Here is a 23,074-nt window from a genome sequence, read left to right as displayed (position 1 = left end):
GGGGGTCACCATAAGTGCAGCCTTCGATTGCGTGCGAAGCCCACGAGCGCCTGCGCCGCGAAGAGGTTGAGGTAGAAGAAGGCCACCGCGATGCGCAGGGGCAGCAGGCGTCCCAGGGGCGGTTGCAGGCGTGCGAGCCCGACCAGCAGCAGTCCTCCTATCAGTCCGCCGAAAGCCAGGGCGTACATGGGATGACGGGTGAACAACAGGCCGGTGCTGACTGTGAGGGCCAGAATCAGCCACGGCGCGAACAAGCGCAGGAGCTTGTGGCTGACGAAGCGGAACCAGAGGGGGTTGCGCCAGGGCGCGAGCAACCATGGCGCGAGCTGGATCAACTGGTAGTTTCCGGCGAGCGTGCGGATCTTGCGCCGCCGCTCTTCCTCGGGCAACTGCGAGGGTTGGTCCCACGCCATCGCCTTGGGCTCGAAGACCACGCGCTTGCCTTGCGCCGCCACGCGCATGGGCACGAGCACGTCATCCAGCACGGTGCCCGCGGGCAGTGGCTGGAACAGCGAACGGCGTATCGCGTACAAGGCGCCACTCACGCCGATCGTCGAGCCGGACAGGCTTTCCGAGTGGCGGATGCCTTTCTCGTAACGCCAGTAGAAGTCGACGCCCTGGGCGAAGCCGCTGCGCACGTTCTCCATGTGCAGCTCACCACCTACCGCGCCCACGGTAGGGTCGCCGAGGTTGGCCACGAGTTCCTTCAAGGCCACCGGCGAGAGCTTCTGGCGGACGTCGGTGAAGAGCAGTACCTCGCCGCGCGTCAGCGCCACGGCGTCGTTCAGGCAGGCCGCCTTGCCGCGCCGGTTGGGAAAGTCCAGCACGGTCACCCGGGGATCGGTCGAGCGCCGCGCCGTCGTCACCGTCGTGTCGTGGCAACCGTCGCAGGCGATGACGATGTCGATCAGCTCGGCGGGGTAGTCCAGCTGTCTCAGGCTGGCCAGCTTCGCGCGGATGAAACGCTCGCCGTCGTGCACGGCCATCACGATGCTGACCGTGGGAAGGATCGCGCGCCGCGCCACCGGCAATGGACGCAGGCGGGCCTGCATCCACACCAGCAGCGGGTAGCCGACGAAGACGTGTACGAGCAGCGCCGCCGAACTCCAGCAGACGAACCATGCGATATGAGTCATGTCGGCGTTCCCCCCGGGCGCCAGGTCAACCGCGCCCAAGAAGGCGACTTAGCAGGCCACGTTTCGTGGCGGGCGCCGTGGCGGCCGGGATGGCGACCGCCAGTTCCGCGGCCAGCGTGCCGAGCGTGCCATTGGCGATATCGAGCAGGTTGAGTTGCACCCCCGTGAGCTTCTGGACGCGGACGGCCATGTCCACCGCGAGCAGGGAATGACCGCCCACGTCGAAGAAGTTGTCGCTGGTGCGTATGCGCGACATGCCGAGCAGTTCGGTCCATACCGATGCCAGCAGCCGCTCGCTTTCGCTGCGTGGTTCCGTGCTTTCCACCGACGCGCCCGCACGGGGTTCCGCGGGAAGCGGCAGGGCCGCGACGTCCACTTCGCCCGTCGCCAGCAGGGGCAGGGCATCGAGCACGACGAGGTGCGCGGGCATGGACCAGGCCGGTAGCGACGTGGCCAGAGCGGCACGCAGGTTTTCGACGTCCGGCGGATTGCCCGGTGCGCCGACCGCATAGGCATCGAGGCGGACGAGGCCGGCATGGTCTGTCCGCGGCACCGCCATGGCGCGCACGATGCCTGGCTGGGCGACGAGCAGGGCTTCGATCGCCGCCGGCTCCACGTCCAGGCCGCGGCGGCGGATGCGCCGGTCGTCGCGCCCGATCACCTGCAACTGGCCATCGGCCAACCAGCGTCCGCGGTAGCCGGTGCGTAGCAGGCCGCCGTCCCCCGGTTGCCGTTCCGCGTTGGCACGCTGGCCGAAAGGCATGGCGAGCGTACGCCCGGCGATGCCGAGTTCACCGGTCGCGCCGATCGGGCAGGGCTCGCCGTCGTCGTCGAGTATCCAGATTTCCGCATGCGTGGCTGGACGGCCTTCATGCAAGGCGTCGGCGATGTGTTCGACACGGCCACACGTCGCGACGGGAGTCGATGCGGCATCGCCGAACAGGGTCCACAGTTCCGCCGTGGAAGCGGCGATGCGAACCGCCATGTCCGGCGTGGGCGTACCGCCGGAGACGACCGCACGCAGGCGGCGATCGCCCGGCCAGTTCGTGTCGACGAGCGCGTGCCAGGTCTCGGGACTGGCGATGAAGGTATCGAGATCGCCAAGATCGCCGTGCGCGAGGGCGTGGGCATCCGTGATCCGCCAGGTGGCGCCATGGGCCAACGCGACCAGGGGTGCGATGACCGACATCGGATCGACGGGTAACGCATCCCCGGAGACACGCTGCCCGGCGTCGAAGGCGAGTGCGTCGGCGAGCCCTTCCACGGCCGCGGCGACGGCCCGGTGTGAAAGCGCCGTGCCTCGCGCCTTGCCGTCGGGGCCCAGGGTATGAAAGGCGATGGCGGCATCGTCGGCATCGGGACGCGTGCTGAAATCGCCGTCGCCGACGACGGCGGCATCGAGCTCCGCATGGTCCGCGTCTAGCCAGAGGGCGCATGCGCGCGGCCAGTCCAATGTCGTTTCGAGCGCGGCGTCGCCGACCAGGACGGTCATCCGCGCATCGGCGAGGATGTCGCGCAACCGCGCCGCGGGGTCGGCGCGGTCGAGCAACAGGGCGGTGCTTCCTGTCCTGGCGATGGCCAGAAGGGCGGCGAGACGCTCGGTGCCGGGGTCGACGCAGAGGCCGACGACACTTCCGTTCTTCGCGCCGCGCTCGCGCAAGAGCACAGCCATGCGGTCGATACGGCGCAGCAGCGACGCGTAGGTCGTCTCGCGGTTTCCTTGGGCGATGGCGACGGCATCGGGCGAGATAGCGGCGCCCCGGGCAACCAGGGCGTAGAGATCCGCGGGCAGGCGTGCATCGGCACCGGCCGCATTCCAGCCACGCATGCGTTCGCGTTCTGCCGCCGTGGCCGCGGTGAGCGTGCCCACCGCGATCGCGGGATCGATGGCGACCTTGCGCATCATGCCGAGGTAACGCTCACGCATCAGCCGCGCCGTATCCGCCTGCAGCAGGTCGGCGTTGTAGGTCACGCCGCCGACCATGCCCGCATGCCCTTCGAGGAACCAGAGCCCGAGATCTTCCGTGGCGCCGCTCTGGAACAGCAGGATCTGTTCATGGGCGAGGCCGCCCCAGTCCACCACGCGCTGGCGGGCATCCTGGAACGAGAACAGCGCCTGGTAGAGCGTGGCGCTCGCGCCGTGGCCGACCTTCAGTTCGCGCTGCAGGTATTCCAGCGGAACGTCGGGATGGCCGAAGGCCTCGATGGCGGTGCGCTTCACGTGGCGGACGAACTCCAGGAACGACAGCGCCGGGTCCACGCTCACGTGCAGGGGCAAGAGGTTGTTGAAGTAGCCCATGACCGATTCGAGCTCGGTCTGGTTGCGCCCGCGCACCGGTGTGCCGACGACGAGGTCGTGCTGGCCGGCCGAACTGGAAAGCATCGCGAAGTACAGGGCGAGCAAGGTCATGTTGAGCGTGGCATCCGCCTGGCGGGCCACCTCGTGCATGGCGTCGGTATCTTCGCGCGACACGCGGATCCACTCGGTCCGGCCGAGGCCCGACATACCCGGGCGCCGCGGATGGTCGGTGGGCAGCGCGCGTATGTCGCCCATCTGGGCGAGGCGCTCGCGCCAGTATCCAAGCTGGGCCTGGAACGCGGGCGATTCGAGCCACTGTGCATGCCATTCGGCGAAATCGCCATAGGTCACGGGCAGCGGCGCCAAGGGCGAAGGCTGTCCGGCGGCGAAGGCGCGATACAGCGCTGACAACTCGTTATAGAGGATGTCGAACGACCAGCCGTCCCAGATGATGTGGTGCGGCATGAAGAAGAGCGCGTGCTCGTCATCGGCCAGGCGGAACATCCGCGCACTGAACAGCGGCGCGGTGCCCAGATCGAACGGCGTGTCGGTCAGTTCCTGCAGGCGCTGCATCAAGCGGGTCTCGCGTTCTTCCGGCGGCAGGTGGCTCAGGTCTTCCGCGGGGAAGAGGGGATACTCCAGCTGAGGCACCACGACCTGGGCGATGTCGTTGCCGTGATCGTGGAAGGCGGTGCGCATGATCGGCTGCCGCTGGATCAGGGCCTGGAAGGCCATGTCGAAGGCATGTTCGTCGAGCTGGCCACGCAGGCGATGCGCGGACGGCGCGTTGTAGGTGACGCGGCCGGGATGCATCCGTTCCAACGCCCACAACCGGCGTTGCATCAGCGACAGCGGGGCGTGGTCCTGCTCCGTGGCGGGGCGATGGTCGACGGGCGGTGTGGCGGGAGCGCTGCCGCTGGCCACCTGCGTGCCGATGGCGGAGGCGAGCCGTTCGATCGTGGGCGCGTCGAACAGCGTGCGGAACGACAAGGTGACGCCGAACTCGCGGTTGAGGCGGGCGGTGAGCTGCGCGGCCAGCAACGAATGACCACCGAGGGCGAAGAAGTCGTCGCGGATGTCGAGGTCGGGCAGGCAGAGCACGCTTTCCATCGCCGCGGCGACACGGCGCTCGTCTTCGTTGCGCGGCGCGATGCGCTCGCCGGACATGGACACGGAATGGGCGATCGGAGGCGGCAGGGACTTGCGGTCGGTCTTGCCGTTGGGCAGCAGCGGAATGGCGTCGAGCACCAGGATATGCTGCGGAACCATGTAGTCGGGCAGGCGCGCGCGCAGGCGCGCACGCAGGTCGTCCTCGTCGGGTGCGGCGGCGCCATCGCGGCCGACGACATAGGCGACCAGGCGCACGTCCCCGGGACGATCCTCGCGCGCCATCACCACGGCGCGGGCGACATCCGGAGCATCCGCAAGCACGCTTTCGATCTCGCCCGGCTCGATGCGATAGCCGCGTACCTTCACCTGAAAATCGAGACGGCCCATGTGTTCGAGCAAGCCGTTGCTGAGCCAGCGGCCACGATCGCCGGTCTTGTACATGCGCGAATCGGGTGCTTCCGACCAGGGGTCGGCGATGAACTTCTCGGCCGTGAGTTCGGGACGGTCGAGGTAACCGAGCGTGACGCCGGCGCCACCGATGTGGATTTCGCCAGGCACGCCCAGCGGGCAGTGGTTGCCGCGTTCATCGAGGATGTGCACGGTGGTATTGGCGATCGGACGGCCGATGTAGATGCCGCCGCGCGGATCGGATACACGCCAATAGGTCGAGTACACCGTGGTCTCGGTGGGGCCATAACCGTTCCACACTTCGCCACAACGGTCGAGCAGGGCTTCCGCCAGGTCGACGGGCAACGGTTCGCCGCCGGAGACCGCGCGGAAGGCGGGCCGGCCCTGCCAGCCCGCGTCCACGAGCAGGCGCCAGCCGGCCGGCGTGGCCTGCATCATGGTGGCGTCGCTTTCCTCGATCAGCTTGCGCAGCTGTCCGCCGTCGCGCACGTCGTCGCGGCCGGCGACGACGATCTCCGCGCCACTGGTCAGCGGCAACATCAATTCCATGAAGGCGATGTCGAACGACAGCGTGGTGACCGCGACCAGCCGGTCGTCCGGGGCGATGCCCGGCACCCGCTGCATGCTGGTGAGGAAGTTCGCCGCCGCCCGGTGCGGCACGCGCACGCCCTTGGGCCGGCCGGTGGAACCGGAGGTGAAGATCACATAGGCGACGGAGTCGGGCGTGGCGGCGCGACGGTCGCGCTCGGGCCGTTCGAAGGAGGCGTCGACCACTTCGGCACTGTTCAGCGCGATCACGCGCGAGGGATCGAAATCGAAGGCCAGCGGCGTATCGTCGTCCACCACCAGCGCGGCGAGCGACGCATCCTCGGCCATGAAGGCGAGCCGGTCGGCGGGGAAGGCCGGGTCCAGCGGGACGTAGCCGGCGCCGGATTTCAGTACGCCGAGCACGGCCGCGACCATGTCCAGGCCGCGGGCCAGCGACAGGCCGACCAGGGCGCCGTGGCCGACGCCGCGCGCGCGCAACGCGTTGCCGATGCGGTTGGCACGCGATTCCAGCGCGGCATAGCTGAGCGAGCGGTCGGCGTGACGGACGGCGGCGCGCTCGGGCGCGCGGTCCACCTGCTGCTCGAAGAATTCGTGGGCCAGGCGGAGTTCCGGGAACGGAGTGGGCGCAGGCTGCAAGGCGGCCAGTTCGCGATACACGGCGTCGGATACCACCGGAAGGGCGACGGCGGCCTCCGTCGGGTCCAGCGCGGCGTGGCGCAGCAGCGTCGCGTACGCGTCGAGCCAGCCCTGTACCGTGGCACCCTCGAAGAGGTCGGCGTTGTATTGGCATTCGAGGCGCAATCCGCCGTCGACCTGCACCGCGTTGACGAAGATCTCGAAGTTCTCGTACTCACGCGGCACCGCTTCCACGTTGAAGCGAAGGCCAGGGAAACGCACCGTGGTCTCGTCCAGTTGCGCGTCGAGGTTGAACAGCACCGCCACCAGGGGCAGGCGCGAGGGGTCGCGGGCCAGCGAGAGCCGGGCGAGCAGGCTGCCGAGCGTGTAGCGCTGGTGGTCGAAGGCGTCGAGCAGGTCGTTGCGCACGCTGCCCAGCACGGTGGCGAAGCTCGCTTCGTCGTCGATGCGCGCACGCAGGGGCAACACGTTCACGCAGTGGCCGACCAGCGTCTGCTGGCCTTCGGCCGCCTGGCCTGCCGTGGGAATGCCGATCACCACGTCGTCCTGCCCCGCCAGCCGGCGGAGCAGGACAGCGAACGCGGCGAGCAGGGTCGCGTAGAAACTGGCGCCATGGGCGGCGCCCAGGCGCTTGATCGCGGCGACTTCCGTCGGGTCCAGCATGCGGTCTTCGCGCCGTGAGGTGAACGTCCGCCGGCGGGGGCGGGAGCGGTCCGTTGGGAGGTCCAGCACGGGGACCGGGCCGGCGAACCGGTCGAGCCAGTACTGTTCGTCCTCCCGGGCCGTCTCGCTGCCGGCGTGCGCAGCCTCGTCCAACGCGAAGTTCGAGAACGCGCCCGCGGTTGCCGGGCCGGGGCCCTGGCCTGTCCGCTGCGCGTAAAGGGCGGCGAGATCGCTGACGATCACGCCGAACGACCAGCCATCGCAGACGATGTGATGCGCGGCGATGGTCAGCAGGTGCCGGTCGGCGCCGAGACGGAACAATTCCGCGCGGACCAGGGGGCCGTTCTCCAGGTCGAACGGCGTGGTGACGATGCGCGAGAACGCGGCGGTGATTCGCGCATCGCTCTCGAACGGAGCCAGCAAGGAAAGATCGTGGAAAGCGATCGGCAGCGTGGTGTGGCCGGCGACGAAGAGGCCTTCACCATCGCCGCTGAACGTCGCGCGCAAGGCTTCGTGGCGATCGACGATCGCCTGCAATGCCCATTCCAGAGCCGGCACGTCGAGCAAGCCCTTGAGGTCGAGCGAAACCGCTTCGTTATAAGCCAGCGAGGCTTCCGGCTCCAGCCGGGATGCCAGCCACACCTCGCGCTGCGGTGCCGTCGTCGGGACGAGCCGCGTGAGCGGCGCGCCTGCGAACGGATCGTAGTCGACCGCCGTGGCGGCGGCCAGCTCATTGTGCGTCATGCGGTCACCCTCAGGTACTTGCCCGGCGCATCCGGGTTGGGAACGAACCACGCGGGACGTCCTTCAGGGTCCTTGCCGAGCCGCGCGCCGGGTATGGGCGGATGCTCCGCATCGAAGGTGGCCGTCTCGCGGCGGCGCGGCAGGAATTCCGCTTCCTGCATTTCAAGGATCGATTCACGGAAGGCGTTGGCGATCGCGGCGAAATCCGTCTCGTCGTGCGCGGTGGTGAAGAAGCAGGGGAAGTTGTCGAGGATATGGATGCCGCGGCTGCGCATCATCGCGAAGAGCAGGTCCTGCAGCGGGTGGTCCTCGGTGAAGATGGTCTTCCACACCGATGAGAAGTGGACGATGTTGACCGGTGCGCCGACGCTTGCACAGAAAGCGTTCAGTTCATCGGCCATGGCCGTGACCTTCGCGTTGAGCGTGGCCTGTAAATCCGGGCCCTGCTGTTTCAGGTGCGCGAGTACCGCGTGCGCCGCGGCCAGGGCCAGCGGATGGCGAACGAACGTGCCGGCGAAATAGGTGACGCCGACGGTGGGCGTGGAATCGTCGCCGAACTGCCAGTGGCCGCCGTCGAGCGCATCCATGAAACGGCGCTTGCCGGCGATGACGCCGATGGGGAAGCCACCGCCGACCACCTTGCCGTACGAGGCCATGTCGGCATCGATGCCGAGCATCGCCTGCGCGCCGCGTGGATGCGAGCGGAAGCCGGTGACCACTTCGTCGAAGATCAGCAAGGAACCCGCTTCCTCGGTGATCGCGCGCAGCTCCTGGAGGAATTCCACCGGCTGGAAATCGGGACGGCGGCTCTGCACCGGCTCGACCAGCACGGCGGCGATGGACGAGGCGCGCTCGCGGATGATCGCCAGCGACTCGGGCGTGCCGTAATCCAGCACGAGCACGTTTTCCGCCGTGTTGCGCAGGATGCCCGGCGCGGCGGGAACGGACTTGAGCTTCTTTGTGCCGCGGACGATCACCTCGTCGAAGATGCCGTGATAGGACCCGGTGAAGATCACCAGCGTGTCGCGGCCGGTGACGGTCCGCGCCACGCGCACGCAACCCATCACCGCTTCCGAACCGGTGTTGCACAGTGCCGCGCGGTCGAAGCCGGTCAGTTCGCACACCTGCTTCGCGACCACGCCGGCCAGGGGATGCTGCGGACCGATCTCGTAGCCTGCCTCCAACTGCTTGCGCACCGTATCGAGCACGAAGTCGGGCTGCCAGCCGAACAGGTTCATGCCGAAACCGTTCAGCGCGTCGACGTACATGTTGCCGTCGAGGTCCCAGACCTTGGAACCCTTGGAACGCTCGATAACGATCTGGTAGACGATTTCCTTCAGCAACGGGCGGAAGCCGTTCACCACGCGCGGATCGGCGAGGTGCGGGCGATGTTCTTCCGTATAGGCCTTGGATGCCTTGCTGCGCTCGATATAGCGGCGCATGAACGCGTCGAGGCGAGCGCGCTGCCTCGCGGAGAGGCTGGTGTTCGTGGAATGAATCCGGGCGATCGCGCCGAAGGCCTTCTTTACATCGTAGGTAGTGTGGGCAAGCGCCGCTTCCTCGTCGTTGGCGGCAGCGCCCTGGCCCTGTGCCGAAGCCGTGCCTTGTGCCGAAGCCGTGCCTTGTGTGGAACCTGTGCCCTGTGTGGGAGCCGCTTCAGCGGCGATGGCCGCTGAAGCGGCCGCCAGCTCGTCGCGAGCACCCATCGCCGCTGAAGCGGCTCCCACAGGGGCTGCGGCTCCTGCGGAAGCGGTGGCTCCCGCCAGCAACGCCAGCTGTTCCCGCATGATCTGCATCTGCTGCGCGATCACGTCCTGGACCAACCCGCCACCGGAGGCGATTGCCACCGGCGCCACCGCCGCGGCCGGCACGGCGACAGCCGCGGCCACGGGCGCCGCCGGCTGGGCTTCAGCCGGCAACAGGCGATCGATATGCGCCGCGAGCCGTTCGAACGAGGAACAGCCGTCCATCAGTTCGCGGAAGGTGATCTTCAAGGCATAGGTTTTCTGCAGTTGCAGCGCCACCTGGGTCAACGACAGCGAATCGAGCCCCAGTTCGACGAAGGTCGCCGCCGGGTCCACGCCTTCGAGTTCGGTGCCGGAGACATCCTCGAACAAGGCGGCGAGTTCGCCGACGAGACGTTGCGGACGAGCGTTGGTGGCGGGTGCGGAAGGCGTCGGCATGGGGGGAAGCTCCGGTACAGCGGCAGTGTCGGTGACGGACGGCGCGACGGGCGCCGCCGCGGCGATGGGGGTGACGGACGCGGGAAGACGTGCGTCGATCCAGTGCCGCTTGCGTTCGAAGGGGTAGGTGGGCAGCCGCACGCGGCGGCGGCTTTCGCGGTGGTCGAAGGCACCGGTGTCGATGGCGGCACCAGCCGACCACAACGCGCCGGCGGCACCCAGCCATGCGGTCCGCTCGTCGGCGGGGCCGTCGCCGAGCGAGGCGACGATGGTGCGGCCGCGGCTTTGCGCATGCTGCCGGGCGAGCAGCGCGAGGCTGGGACGCGGGCCGACTTCCAGGAAGGCATGCGTGCCGTCTTCCAGTACATGCGACAACGCAGGCGAGAAGCGCACCGTGTGGCGCATGTGCCGCGCCCAGTAATCGGGCGAGGTGGCTTCGGCATCGGTCAGGGGCAGGCCGGTCAGCGTCGAGACGATGCGCATGCGTGGCGTGGCCAGCGACACGGCGGCGACCTCGGCGCGAAACGCGTCGAGCACGGGGTCCATCATCGCCGAGTGGAAGGCATGCGAGGTGTGCAGCAGGCGGCACGCGACGCCTTCGGCTTCCAGCGTGGCGCGGAAGGCTTCGATGGCATCGGTTTCGCCGGAGACGACGCTCGCGTTCGGCGCGTTTTCGGCGGCGAGCGAAAGCGCGTCCGGAAGCCGGGCACGAAGCTCGGCGGCTCCCAGACGAACGGAAAGCATGGAGCCCGCGGGCAACGCCTGCATCATGCGGCCCCGGCGGGCGACGAGCCGGGCCGCATCGGCCAGCGGCATGACACCGGCCAGCGCGGCGGCGGCGAACTCGCCAACGCTGTGGCCGATCATCGCGACGGGTTCCATGCCCAGACTCATCCAAAGGCGGGCCAGCGCGTATTCCAGTGCGAAGGTCGCAGGCTGGGTCAATGCGGTGGCCTTGAGCGCGTCGGCGTCGCCGGCGAACATCCGGTCACGCAGGTCGAATCCGAGTTCCTCGCGCAGCGCGCCGGCCACTTCGTCGAGCGCGGCGCGGAACACCGGCTCCGTGGCATGCAGCTCGCGACCCATGCCGGCGTATTGCGAGCCCTGGCCCGGGAAGAGGAAGACCATGCCTGGCGATGGACTCGCGCAGGCACGGCACATCGCCGCGGCTGCGACGTCGCGCAGCTTCGCCACCGCGTCGTTGGTGGAGAGGGCGACGACATGGGTGCGCTGGACGAAGGCCTTGCGGCCACAGGCGAGGGTCCATGCCGCATCGGCGAGATTGCCGTCGGGATGCGCCGAGAGATGGTCGGCGAGACGGGCGGCGGCCTGGCCCAGCGCCGTCGGCGTGCGTGCCGACAGCAGCAGCAATTGCGCGCCGCTGGCCGCGTCGGACGGCGCACGCTCCGGCGCTTCCTCAAGGATCAGGTGGGCATTCGTGCCACCGACGCCGAACGAACTCACGCCTGCGCGCAACGGGCCGCCGGCGGTCTGCCATGGACGCAGCGTGTCGTTCACCACGAAGGGAGAGTCGGCCAGGTTGAGACGCGGGTTGGCCGCCTTGTAATGAAGGGAGGGTGGCAAGCGGCGCTCGTGCAGGGCGAGCGAGGTCTTGATGACGCTCGCCGCACCGGCCGCCATCACCAGGTGGCCGACGTTGCTCTTCAGGGACCCCAGTGCGCAGAAGCCCTTGTCCGTGGTGCCCTGGCGGAACGCCTGCGTCAGTCCTTCGAGCTCGATAGGATCGCCCAGCGGCGTGGCCGTGCCGTGCGCCTCGACATAGGAAATGTCACGCGGCGAGACGCCGGCATCGTCGAGGGCCATCGTGATCACGGCGGCCTGTCCGGAGGCATTCGGTGCGGTGAAGCTCGCCTTCACCCCACCGTCGTTGTTCACGGCCGCGCCGCGGATCACGGCGTAGACGGGGTCACCGTCGCGCAAGGCGTCGGAAAGGCGCTTGAGCAGCACGACGGCGGCACCGTCGCTGAACACCGTGCCCTGCGCATCGGCATCGAACGTGCGCGTATGTCCATCGGGCGAGAGCATCGATCCTTCCTGCGCGACGTAGCCACTGTTCGGCGGGCACGCGATCGACGAACCGCCCGCGAGCGCCATGCCGCAACGTCCCGCGCGCAAGGCGTCGAAGGCCTGCGCGATGGCGACCAGCGAGGTGGAGCAGGCGGTGTTCAGGCTGATCGCCGGACCGGTCAGGTTGAGCTTGTGCGCCACGCGCGTGGCGAGGTAATCCTTTTCGTTGCCGAGCATCACCTGGAAGGCGCCGAGCTTGTCGATCAGGTCGGGCCGGCCACTGATATGCCGCTGGTAGTACGTCGCGTTGTGCATGCCGCCGAATACGCCCACGGGCACCTGCTGCGCATCGGGCACATAGCCGCCGCGCTCCAGGCATTCCCAGCACAGCTCCAGGAACAGGCGTTGCTGGGGATCGGTCAGTTCGGCTTCGCGCGGGGACATGCCGAAGAAGCCCGCGTCGAACTGCTCCACGTCGTCGACCACGCCGCGCGCGGCGACATAGGCAGGATCGTCGCGATCGGCCGCGCTCACGGCGGGGTCGAGTTCGCCCGGTGCGAAGAAACGGATCGTTTCGCGGCCGGCACAGAGGTTGTCCCAGAATGTCTCGACGTCCGGCGCACCGGGAAAACGTCCCGCCATGGCGATGATCGCCACCGCTTCCCCCACCGCCGGCGCACCACCCGCGAGGCGTCCTGCCAACGCTTGACGGGTGGCGCGCCCCTCGATCGTGACCGCCACGGCGGCCGGGGTCGGTTCGGCGAAGAAGCCGACCAGGGTTGGGGTCGGCGACAGTTCTTCATGCACGCGAGTCATGGCACGCGTCGCGAGAAGGGAGCTGCCGCCGAGGTCGAAAAAGTTGTCGTCGCGGCCGACCGCGTCCAGGCCGAGGGTCTGGGCGAAGATGGCGCAGAGCCGGGTTTCGATATCGCCACGCGGCGCGACGAAGGGCGCCGCCAGTTCGGGGCGATCGCCACCGGGGGCGGGGAGGGCGCGGCGGTCGAGCTTGCCGTTGTCGTTGACCGGCAGCGCGTCGAGGCGCATCCAGGCGACAGGCAGCATATATTCGGGAAGCGTGCGGGCCAGCGCGTCACGCAGGTCGCGCGCGCTCACGCTGTCGTCGTGGCCGACGTAATAGGCGACCAGGCGCTTCTCACCGGGAACGTCCTCGCGTGCGACGACGGTGGCGGCGGTGACGCCGGGAAGCGCGCGCAGCGCGATGTCGATCTCACCGGTCTCGATGCGATAGCCGCGGATCTTCACCTGCCCATCGGCACGACCGACGAAGGCGAGGTTGCCGTCGGGCAGCCAATGCACCAGATCGCCGGTACGGTATAGCGTGCCACCGGCGACGAAACGCTCCGCCGTGAGTTCTGGCCGGTTGAGATAGCCACGGGCCACGCCGCTGCCACCGATGAAGAGTTCGCCGGTTTCGCCGGCGGCGACCTCGTTGCCCGCATCGTCGAGCACATGCAACGAGGTTTCGCCGATGGGCTTGCCGATGGGGATGGCCCGGAGGTCGTCGGGCAGTTCACGCGGTATCGGGTAGGTGGTCGCGAAGGTGGTGCATTCGGTCGGGCCGTAGCCGTTGATCAGCGTGGTGGCGGGCAACGCGGCGTAGGCCTTGCGCACGTGGGGCACGGACAGCGCCTCGCCACCCGTCAGCACCACGCTCAGGCCCGCGAGGTTGGCGGCGTCGTCGTCGACGATGGCGTTGAACAGCGCGGCGGTGAGCCAGGCGATTTCCGCACCGTGCACGGCGACGGTGCGCGCGATGCCGCAACCCGTGGGCACGCGCTCGTTGTAGACCACGCACGTGCCGCCATTGAGCAGCGGGGCGAAAATCTCGAAGGTGGATGCATCAAAACCCAGCGGTGCCGCATGCAACACCTTCGGTGCATCGAAGTCGACGTAGTCGGAGCGCAGGACGAGGCGCAGGATCGACGCGTGCCGGATCTCGACACCCTTGGGCGTTCCCGTGGACCCGGAGGTATACATGGCATAGGCGAGATCGTCGCCCGAACCCGCATGTGGGAGCCGCTTCAGCGGCGAGCGCTTGCCGGCCCAACCGCCGGTCTGGGCTTCCAGGGCGGCGACCGTGAACAGCGGAACGTCCTCGGAAACGAAGTCCAGCGTTTCGTCCGCGACGATGGCCGCGACGTCCGCGTCGCGAAGCGCGAAAGCCACGCGCTCGGCAGGCCAGCGCGTGTCGATGGGCAGATAGGCCGCGCCGGCCTTCAGCACGCCGAACAGGGCGACGATCGCCTCGACCGAACGTTCCATCAACAAGGCCACGTAACTGCCGGGTTCCACGCCCGCCGCCACCAACCCTGCCGCCACGCGGTCGCTGCATGCATCCAGCTCGGCGTAGGTCAGGCCGCACGCGTCCGATGCCACGGCGGTCCGTTCCGGGCACGCTTTCGCCACCATGGCGAAACGACCGTGGACGGTGCCGGCGTCGTGCCCGGCGGTGGAAAGTGTCTGGTTCATCATGCGGCCTCGTCACCATTGGGAGAACGCGAAGGCATAGGCCGAACGGTCGAGGCGGCCACGGCGCGGCCGGACGAGGCGCGTTGCGCTTCACGTCCGCTTGCCCGCTTGCCCCTGCCGTCCTTCGACGATCTCGCCGTGCCTTCGGCTTTCATGCGATCCCCCGTCACGCGTAGCGGGCCGGATGGCCCTTCCGCGTCTGTGGAATCTTTATATCTCCCGGGTCGGCGAGGGCATATACAACTGGCGTGCTAGCCGCCTTGGGCAAATGGCCGAGGGTGGGATTTTTTCTGGTGGGCTCCCACTACAAAAAAGGCGCCCTCAAAATGAGGACGCCCATCGTGGCAACGGGCCAAACCTATCTCTTCGACCGGAACTTGAACGAATCCAGCCGGATCACTTCGAGCGAGCGGATCTCCACATGCTTGATGCGCCCGCGGCCCTGGTCGTCGCACCTCACCTCGGTCTGCCTTTCTTCGGAACCGGGTGGAATGGTCACGATGCTGCCGATCACGCTGAAGCCGGCATCCTTGAACGACACGGTGACCTCGCGATCGGCGGATGTCACCGCGAAGCGTACGACATCCCATGAGTCGTTGAAGTTGATGAAGACGATGTTCTTGTTCGTCGTGCCGGTGGGGTACACGTCGAACCTGTCGTTTCAACGATACGGCTACGATTTCGACCAGCAGGTCAATGCGTTGCAACTGGGCGGCGGACTGGTCGCATTGGACGGCGACAACGGAACACTGCGTGTGGGCTGGGCCGCCGACCATGGCACGACCCGCGTCACGCCCAAGGCCGCGGACGGCAGCAGTTCCGCCAAGTATCGCGCCAATGGCGTGTCCGGCTGGATCACCTGGCAGCACGGCAATGGTTTCTGGGTGGACGGCGTGATCGGTTCCACCCGGTTCCGCGGCGACGTGGGAACGGACCTGCGTGGCGCGGACGTGGGCCGTATACGGGCGGACGCCTGGATCATGTCGATCGAGGTGGGAATGCCGTTCGCGCTCGGCAACGAATGGACCGTCGAACCCCGCTTCCAGCTCAAGCACCAATCCCTGGACTTCCGCGATTTCGTCGACGGCGATGGCCTGGCGGTGAAGCTTGGCACGGCGAAACAGACCAGTGCGCGCCTGGGTGGCCGCATCGCGAGAACGGCCAATCCCGTGTTCATGCCTTATGCGAGCCTCGACCTCACGCATACCGGCAACGGCGATCCGAAAGCCGATGTGTCCAGTGAAGACTGGGATATCGCCGAGCGCTTCGGCTCAGGCCGCGTGGGTAACGCGTATCGCGTGGCGGCGGGTGCGACAAGCCAGTTGGGCGAGCATGTGCAGATCTATGGCGAAGGCACCTACCAGCACTTCGTCGGCGGCTATGGCATGCGCGGCTGGGCAGGCAACGTGGGCATTCGCGTCACCTTCTGAACGGTCGACACCGCGGGCCGCGGGCGAGGTCCTCCTCCCTCGCTTCCTGGCGCATCCCTGCGCATCCGTGCTTCCTGCATCGTCCGTGGCGTCCTTCTCGTCCCGCCGCGGCCTCGTGGTGTCGAGGATCAAAGCTATCCCCTTGTAGCATCGAGAAAAATAGCCCTATGGTTGTAGGCGCCGACGTCCGTTTCCGGACACCTTCGCATCGCTTTTCGCGGCGGGCGTGTCCGTTATCGTACGCATGCCCCGCGCTGGCGCGCTTCACCACGCCGGCCGCGCCGGCACCCTGTCCGGATTCGTACAAGCCCTAGCGTATGGCGATGAGCCAGAGCGCCGCACCCTGCACGGGAGCGGCCGTCCAATGTACGCGGTAGGTGCCCGCGGCGGTCACCTGACGCCATGCCACGGCGCCCTGCACGCCGCTCTCGTCGGGCAGTTCGACGAAGGCGTCGATCAGCTGGAAACCATCGCCGGGAACGACACGCATGCGCTTGACGCCGCCGTCGCCCCACCAGAAGGCGAGCAGCGTGGCGGGGCCGTCGACATGGATCTCGCCACTGGCGACCACCAGCGACGGTTCGGCGTACGACTGGGCAAGCGCCTGCACGCGGCTGGCGTTGCGTACCTCGACGAAGGGCAGGGACAGCTCGCCACGCGGTTCCCCACGCTTGATGACGGAGACGGAGTGGTTGGCTCCGCCCTTGCCGTCCAGCGCGACATAGGCTTTCACGTCGAAGCGATCACCGTAGTTCGCATAGGTCATCGCACGGCCCAACGTGTCCCAGCGGTTGTCGTAGGTGTCGCGCGGCGACGCATCGTTGCTTGCGTATCCCGCGTTGAACACGACGAACACGCTGCCCCTGGACCGGGTGTCCACCGGGGGCGTCATGGCGGGACTGATACCCAGGCCCTCGCCTTGGCCGAGGAACACGTGCGCGCCCAGGGAAGGAGGCGTTGGATCGCTTGCCGTCACCTGGGGCGCTATCGAGAACAAGGCCGCGGCGGCCACGGTGGCGCGAAGACGGTGCATCTCGCTTCTCCAAAAGTTGTACTTGTCAGCGCGATGGCCGTGAGCGACGCTCGGCGTGCGGACCGCCTGCCTGACGATACGTCACGCGCGCCGCGCAAGGGGGCTCCACCGTGACGGACGAAACCGACTTCCTCGACCTCTACGCGAAGTTGCGCCTGGACCCCGGCTGCTCGCTGGAGGACTTCAAGCAGGCGTACCGTCGCCATGTGGCGATGTGGCACCCGGACCGGCGCCGCGGCTCGCGCGCCGACCAGTTGGCGGCGGCACGGCTGCAGAGGCTGACGGCGCAGTACGGTGCCGCGATGGATTTCCACCGCAGGCACGGACGCCTGCCCGGCGCGTTGCAGGCGGCACGTGCCGTCGATGCGGTGCCGGCCGAACCTGAAACGACGGTTCCGTTGCCCGGGGCCGCGCCGCGAGCCAGCGCGCCACCGCGGGCAACGCAGCGCGCGGTGGCGACTCGCTGGTGGCTCGCATTCGGCGTGATGGCCATCGGCGCGGTGGCATGGTCGACATGGCCTTCCAGCCAGGCAAGCCAGGAAATGGATGGGGAAGACACGGAGGATGCGACGGTATCCGGGGTCGCGAACGCACCGTCCGCATTGCAGGCACTCAGCCTCGGCATGCTGCCGGACGAGGTGATCGGTATCGAAGGCGAGCCCACGCGGCGTGCCGAGGGTCGCTGGGAATACGGCCCTTCCTGGATACGTTTCGAGCGGGGCGTCGTCGTCGACTGGTACAGCTCGCCGTTGCGCCGCCTTCGCACGGAGTCGCCACGCCCGCGGTCGTAGCTCGCCCGTCACGCCGGTACCGCCGGGAATCACCGTGCGCCACGCCCGAATAGCACGACCTCCACCGTCTCGATGAGGATCACGACATCGAGGAAGAGGTTGTGGTTCTTCACGTAGAACAGGTCGTACTTGAGTTTCTCGGCGGCGTCTTCTTCCGAAGCGCCGTACGGATAGCTCAGTTGCGCCCAACCGGCCAGGCCCGGCTTGATGCTGTGGCGAAGGCTGTAATAGCGGATCTTGTTCTGCAGGTCGGAAACGAATTGCGGCCGCTCCGGGCGCGGTCCGACGATGCTCATGTCGCCACGGATCACGTTCCACAGTTGCGGCAGCTCGTCGAAACGCAGCTTTCGGCAGATGCGTCCCACCCGTGTCACGCGGTCGTCGTTGCTCGATGCCCAGCGCGCGACGCCGTCCATTTCGGCATCCGTGCGCATGCTGCGGAACTTGTACAGCCAGAAGGTGCGGCCGTGCTCGCCGACGCGCTCCTGGCGATAGAGGATGGGCTGGCCACGGCCGGATTCGATGCGAATCGCCAGGGCGACACCGAGCATGACCGGCCAGCAGAGCAGGGCGATCAGCAGGGATGCCGCCAGGTCGAAGCCGCGCTTGGCGAACAAGGCCAGCGGCGTGGCGTTGAAGCCGCCGGAAAACACCAGCCAGGAAGGATCGAGCATGGTCAGCTGCACGCGTCCCGCCTCGCGCTCGACGAACGTGGTCAGGTCGGTGATCTGCACGCCGAGCTGGCGGCAGGCCAGCAGGTCGTCCATGGGCAGGCTGCCCCGGCGGTCGTCCACGCCCACCACGATCTCGTGCAGCTTCTCGCGCCGCGCCAGTGCGGCGAGCGAGCCCGCCGGTTCGATCAACAGGGATTCGGGGATCGCGACAGCCTCGTTGGCTCCGCGCACATAGCCCAACAGGCAGAAACCGCGACGGTCCGAACGACGCCGCATGCGATTGTGGATCTGCGCGGCACGTTGTCCGGCGCCCAGGACGAGCACGCGTCGCTTGAGCGATTCCATTTCGACCAGGCGCATGAACACCGCGCGGAAGCCCGCCGTCGACAGGAAGCCGATGACCAGGGCCATGCCGAGTACGCCGCGGCCCACGTAGGCCTGCGGGATCACGTAGTAGCCGACGACCAGCACCAGACCGCCGAGGATGAAGGCGATGGCATGCCGCGCGAGTTGGCCGCGCCAGCTCATCCGCAGCGTGGCGCGATATTCGCCGAGCGCGGCCATGCACAGGAAGATGACCGCGGCGAACATCACCGCCCGCGCCGTCAGTGAATGCGTGGACGCCGCGAGGTCCTCCGGCGAGGTCGCGAAGCGAATCCATACGGCCACGTTGAGCGAGGCCGCGAGCAACAGGAGTTCGCAGGTGCCCAGCAAGGTGAGCCAGCGCACGATCGGCTGCCTGAACAGACGGATCATCGGATGTTCCCCTCGATGCACGCATGGACGCGTGCCGGTACCTCAAGGCTATGGAGCGGCCACGCGCCTGTCGATTGCACTTCCGGCTGGCGCACGGCTAGGCCGAATGGCCGCCTGATGCGTGCGTGCGACGCGATGTGTATCGCCGCTGTTACAGCAGCACGCGCAACTGCTCGGCGAGCCGCAGGCTGAGTGCGACGATGGTGAAGGTGGGGAACGCCCAGCCGCCAGTCGGGAAGACCGAACTGCCGGCGATATGCAGGTTGTCCATGCCATGCACCTTGCCCTGCGGATCGACCACGCCCTGCGCCGGGTCTTCGGCCATGCGCGTGGTGCCGATGTGATGCGCGGTACCTCGAAGTGCGGGTGGCTCTTCGCCGTACGTCCATGGCGCGGGTTCGAAGCGTCCATTGCAGGCCCTGGCAAGGCCGCCGCCGGCGATGTGGGTCATGGTGCGCCAGGTGTGCCGGTCGAGTTCGTTGAGGCGCCAGTCCACGCGCACGCGTCGCAGGCCCAGCCCGTCGACATCCGTACCGAGCGTGACCCGGCTGTCACGATGGGGCGCCTGTTCGAAGAAGCCGACCAGCTCGACGCGATCGCTGCGCACCACCGGGCGGTCCGCGACCTTCTGCGCCACCGCGCGGATCACGTCGCCGATGTTCAGGCCGAGCCGGATCGCGTTGATGGCGAGGCCCTGGTGGATGGTCGCCACATCGCCACCAGGCCCGTTTTGCAGGGCGGCGCAGAGCCGTGCCTCAAGCAGGGTCGCCTCCGTCCGCACGGGAGGGCGCAAGGTGGCGCGCAGGCCGCGCAGGGCGCGGATACCCTGGGGCACCTGGCCTTCCACGGCAAAGGGATGCACGCGCGCGTTGAGGCTGCGATGGCGTCGCTGGGCTTCCATGGAAAGGCCGATCTCCGGCGCGAGCGGCGCACGTACCTTGCCGATCGTGCGCTCGTACGGACGGGTGACGCGATCGGGCTCGTCCGCGCGGATCGTGCCGATCGTGCCCCGGGGATGGTCCATGAAATACCGGCCGACCAGGTCGCGGTCGTTGCCGAGTCCACTGGACGCGACGCTGTCGGAGAGCAGGAGGATGCGCGCGTTCTCGATACCGCCCGCCGCCAACACGTAATGCCGCGCACGCACGCGGCCGCGGCGACCGTCGAGCGTGCCGATCCGGGCGCCGGTGACCACGGTCGCATCGGCGTTGGATTCGAGTTCCATGACGTTCGCATGCAGCAGCACGGTGATGTTCGGTGCCTGGTGCAGCTCCTCACGGTAGGCTTCGCCGAACGTGATCGGGCTCCTGGCGAAGATGAAGTTGGCGAGTTCCCCGGCGTCGAGGTCGAGGGGGCGGCGTGGCGGCGGGCCGTCGAACGCGCCGGGCCCGAAACCGTGCGAGGCATCGATACGGCAGAATTCGCGGGCGCGCTCGTACCAGGGGGCAAGCTCGGCGAAACGCAGCGGCCAGCCACTGTCGGGTACCCAGTCACGCGGTTCGAGGTCGCTGTCGGCGAAGGGGATGCAGCCACCGCCCCACAGCGTGCAACTGCCACCGAACACGCGCATGCGCGAGGTACCGGCATCGAAGGGGAGGTCGCCGGTGGAGTCGCCTTCGTACAAGGACTGGCTGCGGTCCTCGCCGGCGAGACCGCCCCCTTCGATGAGGCAGATCGTGGTGGAACTTCCGGCGAAGGCACGGGCGATGGCGATGCCGGCCGGCCCGGCACCGACGATGCACAAGTCGGCCTGGAGGTCGGCGGGTGCCGACCCATCGAGGTAGTCGACGATCAAGATGCGCCTCCCGTTCTTATTGCGCGCATCCTATGCACCGTAAAATTCGCGATACCAGGCGACGAAGCGCGCCACACCTTCGGCCACGTCGATCTTCGGCGCATAGCCGGTGGCCTGGACGAGCGCGGAAACGTTCGCTTCGGTGTCGGGGACGTCGCCAGGTTGCAGCGGCAGCATGTCCAGCCGCGCCGTACGTCCCAGGCATTTCTCCAGCACTTCGATATAGCGCAGCAACTCCACCGGCTTCTCGTTGCCGATGTTGAAGAGGCGATAGGGCGCGACCCCGCTCGTGCCCGGGTCGGGCCGGTCCCCGGACCAGTTCGCGTCGGCGGCGGGTATCCGGTCCAGCGTGCGCAGCACGCCCTCGACGATGTCGTCGACGTAGGTGAAGCTGCGCTTGTGCCTGCCGTGGTTGAAGACCCGGACGGGCTCGCCGGCGAGGATGGCCCGGGTGAACAGGAACAACGCCATGTCGGGCCGGCCCCACGGCCCATAGACCGTGAAGAAGCGCAGGCCGGTACAGGGGAGGCCGTAGAGGTGGGCGTAGCTGTGCGCCATCTGCTCGTTGGCCTTCTTGCTGGCCGCATACAGCGTCAACGGGTGTTCGGTGGGCTGGTGCTCGGAAAACGGCATGCGCGTATTCGCGCCATACACCGAACTGGTCGAGGCGAAGACGAGGTGTTCCACCTCGTGCCTGCGGCATCCTTCCAGTACGTGGAGGAAACCGGTCACATTGCTCGACACGTAGACGTGCGGGTTGGTCGCGGCATAGCGCACGCCCGCCTGCGCCGCCAGGTTGATGACCCGGCGGGGCTTGTGCGTGGCGAACGCGGCCTCGATCGCCTCGCGGTCGGCGAGGTCGGCATGCACGTGGGTATAACCGGGATGGCCCTCGAAGTGGGACAACCGCGCTTTCTTCAGGGCCACGTCGTAGTAGTCGGACAGGTTGTCCAGCCCGATCACCTCGTCGCCGCGCTCCAGCAGGCGCGTCGCGACGTGATATCCGATGAAGCCGGCGGTGCCCGTGACGAGTATTTTCATACGGGCCGCCGCATCGTCAGAGCCTGCCGTCCACCGCATCGCGGGGCAGCACGTACTTCACGTCGTAGACCACGGACAATGGCTTTCCGAACGCACGGATACCCTCCGCGCCAAGGGCGACGAACTCACGATGGCCCACCGCGACCACCACGGCGTCGTAGCCTCCATGCGCGGGCTCCGCGACCGGATCGATACCGTATTCGTGCATCGCCTCGCTGGCGCGGACCCAGGGATCGTGGACATCGGCCGCGACACCATAACCTTCCAGGGCATGGAGGATGTCGACCACCCGCGTATTGCGCAGGTCCGGGCAGTTTTCCTTGAAGGCCAGGCCCAGCACCAGCACGCGGGCGGCAACCGGGTTGATGCCCTTGCGCACCATCAGCCGCACCAGTTCTCCCGCGATGTACGAGCCCATGCCGTCGTTCGTGCGGCGGCCTGCGAGGATCACATCCGGATGGTGGCCCACCTGCTGGGCCTTGTGCGTGAGGTAGTACGGGTCGACGCTGATGCAATGGCCGCCGACCAGCCCGGGCCGGAATGGCAGGAAGTTCCACTTCGTCCCCGCGGCCTCGAGCACTTCCAGGGTGTCGATGCCGAGTTTGTTGAACAGGATCGCCAGGTCGTTGACCAGGGCGATGTTGAGATCGCGTTGCGTGTTCTCGATCACCTTGGCGGCTTCGGCCACCTTCATGGAACTGGCGCGATGCGTTCCCGCGGTGATGATCGAGCGATAAATGCCGTCGACGAAATCGGCGACGGCGGGCGTCGAGCCCGACGTGACCTTGAGAATCCCCGTCACCCGATGTGCCTTGTCGCCCGGGTTGATGCGTTCCGGGCTGTATCCCGCGAAGAAGTCCTCGTTGAAGACCAGCCCGGAAATGCGTTCCAGGATCGGTACGCAGACTTCTTCCGTACAACCGGGATAGACGGTGGACTCGTAGACGACGACATCGCCGCGTTTGAGAACCTTGCCCAGGGTTTCACTCGCGCGGACCAGGGGCGTCAGGTCCGGGCGGCGGGCGTCGTCGATGGGCGTGGGCACCGTGACGATGTAGACATCGCACCCGGCCAGCTCGTCGACATCGGAGGAGAAGCGGAGGCGATCCGCCGTGCCAAGCTCGTCCGCATCGACTTCCAGGGTGGCGTCATGGCCTCCACGCAGCTCCTCGACACGTTCGCGGCGGATATCGAAGCCCAGGGTCGCGTAGCGCTTGCCGAACTCCACCGCGAGCGGCAGGCCGACATAGCCCAGGCCCACGATGCCGATACGCACCGTATCCAGGGGCCGGGGGACGAAGCCGCCCG

11 protein-coding genes are annotated in these 23,074 nt (G+C 67.9%); 2 read left to right on the top strand and 9 right to left on the bottom strand.

What is annotated here, in order from left to right:
- Positions 1–5: 5 nt before the first annotated feature.
- The 4 genes from ACN9M2_RS10975 to ACN9M2_RS10960 all read right to left on the bottom strand — a co-directional run bounded on the left by ACN9M2_RS10975 (position 6) and on the right by ACN9M2_RS10960 (position 14,892).
- Positions 6–1,136: a glycosyltransferase family 2 protein gene (locus ACN9M2_RS10975; RefSeq protein ID WP_426284779.1), complete on the bottom strand. Its 1,131-nt coding sequence runs from the start codon at positions 1,134–1,136 to the stop codon at positions 6–8.
- A gap of 25 nt (positions 1,137–1,161) precedes the next feature.
- Positions 1,162–7,545: an amino acid adenylation domain-containing protein gene (locus tag ACN9M2_RS10970; RefSeq protein ID WP_426284778.1), complete on the bottom strand. Its 6,384-nt coding sequence runs from the start codon at positions 7,543–7,545 to the stop codon at positions 1,162–1,164.
- Positions 7,542–14,249: an amino acid adenylation domain-containing protein gene (locus ACN9M2_RS10965; RefSeq protein WP_426284777.1), complete on the bottom strand. Its 6,708-nt coding sequence runs from the start codon at positions 14,247–14,249 to the stop codon at positions 7,542–7,544. The genes ACN9M2_RS10970 and ACN9M2_RS10965 overlap by 4 nt, the downstream gene beginning before the upstream one ends.
- Before the next feature lie 355 nt (positions 14,250–14,604).
- Entirely contained in the window at positions 14,605–14,892 is a 288-nt protein-coding gene (locus tag ACN9M2_RS10960; protein ID WP_426284776.1) for a hypothetical protein, read from the bottom strand.
- On the opposite strand from ACN9M2_RS10960, the gene ACN9M2_RS10955 reads away from it, so the two are divergent.
- Positions 14,852–15,676, top strand: a complete 825-nt coding sequence (locus ACN9M2_RS10955; protein WP_426284775.1) for an autotransporter outer membrane beta-barrel domain-containing protein — start codon at positions 14,852–14,854, stop codon at positions 15,674–15,676. The genes ACN9M2_RS10960 and ACN9M2_RS10955 overlap by 41 nt on opposite strands.
- Positions 15,677–15,986: 310 nt before the next feature.
- Here ACN9M2_RS10955 and ACN9M2_RS10950 read toward each other — a convergent pair whose 3' ends face one another.
- A complete protein-coding gene (locus ACN9M2_RS10950; RefSeq protein ID WP_426284774.1) occupies positions 15,987–16,709 on the bottom strand; it encodes a hypothetical protein in 723 nt (240 codons plus the stop codon).
- 110 nt (positions 16,710–16,819) lie between these two features.
- On the opposite strand from ACN9M2_RS10950, the gene ACN9M2_RS10945 reads away from it, so the two are divergent.
- A complete protein-coding gene (locus ACN9M2_RS10945; protein ID WP_426284773.1) occupies positions 16,820–17,500 on the top strand; it encodes a J domain-containing protein in 681 nt (226 codons plus the stop codon).
- A 29-nt stretch (positions 17,501–17,529) separates the two neighbouring features.
- On the opposite strand, the gene ACN9M2_RS10940 is transcribed toward ACN9M2_RS10945, so the two are convergent.
- The 4 genes from ACN9M2_RS10940 to tviB form a co-directional block, all read right to left on the bottom strand.
- Positions 17,530–18,930 carry a TIGR03013 family XrtA/PEP-CTERM system glycosyltransferase gene (locus ACN9M2_RS10940; protein ID WP_426284772.1) on the bottom strand — a complete coding sequence of 467 codons (1,401 nt, stop codon included), beginning with the start codon at positions 18,928–18,930 and terminating at the stop codon, positions 17,530–17,532.
- Positions 18,931–19,081: 151 nt separating this feature from the next.
- The gene (locus tag ACN9M2_RS10935) at positions 19,082–20,725 is read right to left on the bottom strand and encodes a GMC oxidoreductase (protein WP_426284771.1); all 1,644 of its coding nucleotides are present in this window, start codon (positions 20,723–20,725) and stop codon (positions 19,082–19,084) included.
- Positions 20,726–20,755: 30 nt separating this feature from the next.
- Positions 20,756–21,766 (bottom strand): NAD-dependent epimerase, encoded by a 1,011-nt coding sequence (locus tag ACN9M2_RS10930; protein ID WP_426284769.1) that lies wholly within the window; start codon positions 21,764–21,766, stop codon positions 20,756–20,758.
- A gap of 16 nt (positions 21,767–21,782) precedes the next feature.
- A complete protein-coding gene (tviB, locus tag ACN9M2_RS10925) occupies positions 21,783–23,051 on the bottom strand; it encodes a Vi polysaccharide biosynthesis UDP-N-acetylglucosamine C-6 dehydrogenase TviB (RefSeq protein ID WP_426287901.1) in 1,269 nt (422 codons plus the stop codon).
- Positions 23,052–23,074: the final 23 nt, after the last annotated feature.

The sequence above is a fragment of the Luteibacter sp. E-22 genome (assembly GCF_049913125.1).
Classification (GTDB): domain Bacteria; phylum Pseudomonadota; class Gammaproteobacteria; order Xanthomonadales; family Rhodanobacteraceae; genus Luteibacter.
The sequence above is the reverse complement of the archived record's forward strand: the minus strand, read 5'-3'. Positions and strand labels throughout refer to the sequence as shown.

What these genes read in the sequence shown, in the direction of transcription:
- ACN9M2_RS10940 (WP_426284772.1), bottom strand. Translation starts at nt 18,930, where the DNA reads ATGATCCGTCTGTTCAGGCAGCCGATCGTGCGCTGGCTCACCTTGCTG.
- ACN9M2_RS10970 (WP_426284778.1), bottom strand. Translation starts at nt 7,545, where the DNA reads ATGACGCACAATGAGCTGGCCGCCGCCACGGCGGTCGACTACGATCCG.
- ACN9M2_RS10975 (WP_426284779.1), bottom strand. Translation starts at nt 1,136, where the DNA reads ATGACTCATATCGCATGGTTCGTCTGCTGGAGTTCGGCGGCGCTGCTC.
- ACN9M2_RS10955 (WP_426284775.1), top strand. Translation starts at nt 14,852, where the DNA reads ATGAAGACGATGTTCTTGTTCGTCGTGCCGGTGGGGTACACGTCGAAC.
- ACN9M2_RS10930 (WP_426284769.1), bottom strand. Translation starts at nt 21,766, where the DNA reads ATGAAAATACTCGTCACGGGCACCGCCGGCTTCATCGGATATCACGTC.
- ACN9M2_RS10965 (WP_426284777.1), bottom strand. Translation starts at nt 14,249, where the DNA reads ATGATGAACCAGACACTTTCCACCGCCGGGCACGACGCCGGCACCGTC.
- ACN9M2_RS10950 (WP_426284774.1), bottom strand. Translation starts at nt 16,709, where the DNA reads ATGCACCGTCTTCGCGCCACCGTGGCCGCCGCGGCCTTGTTCTCGATA.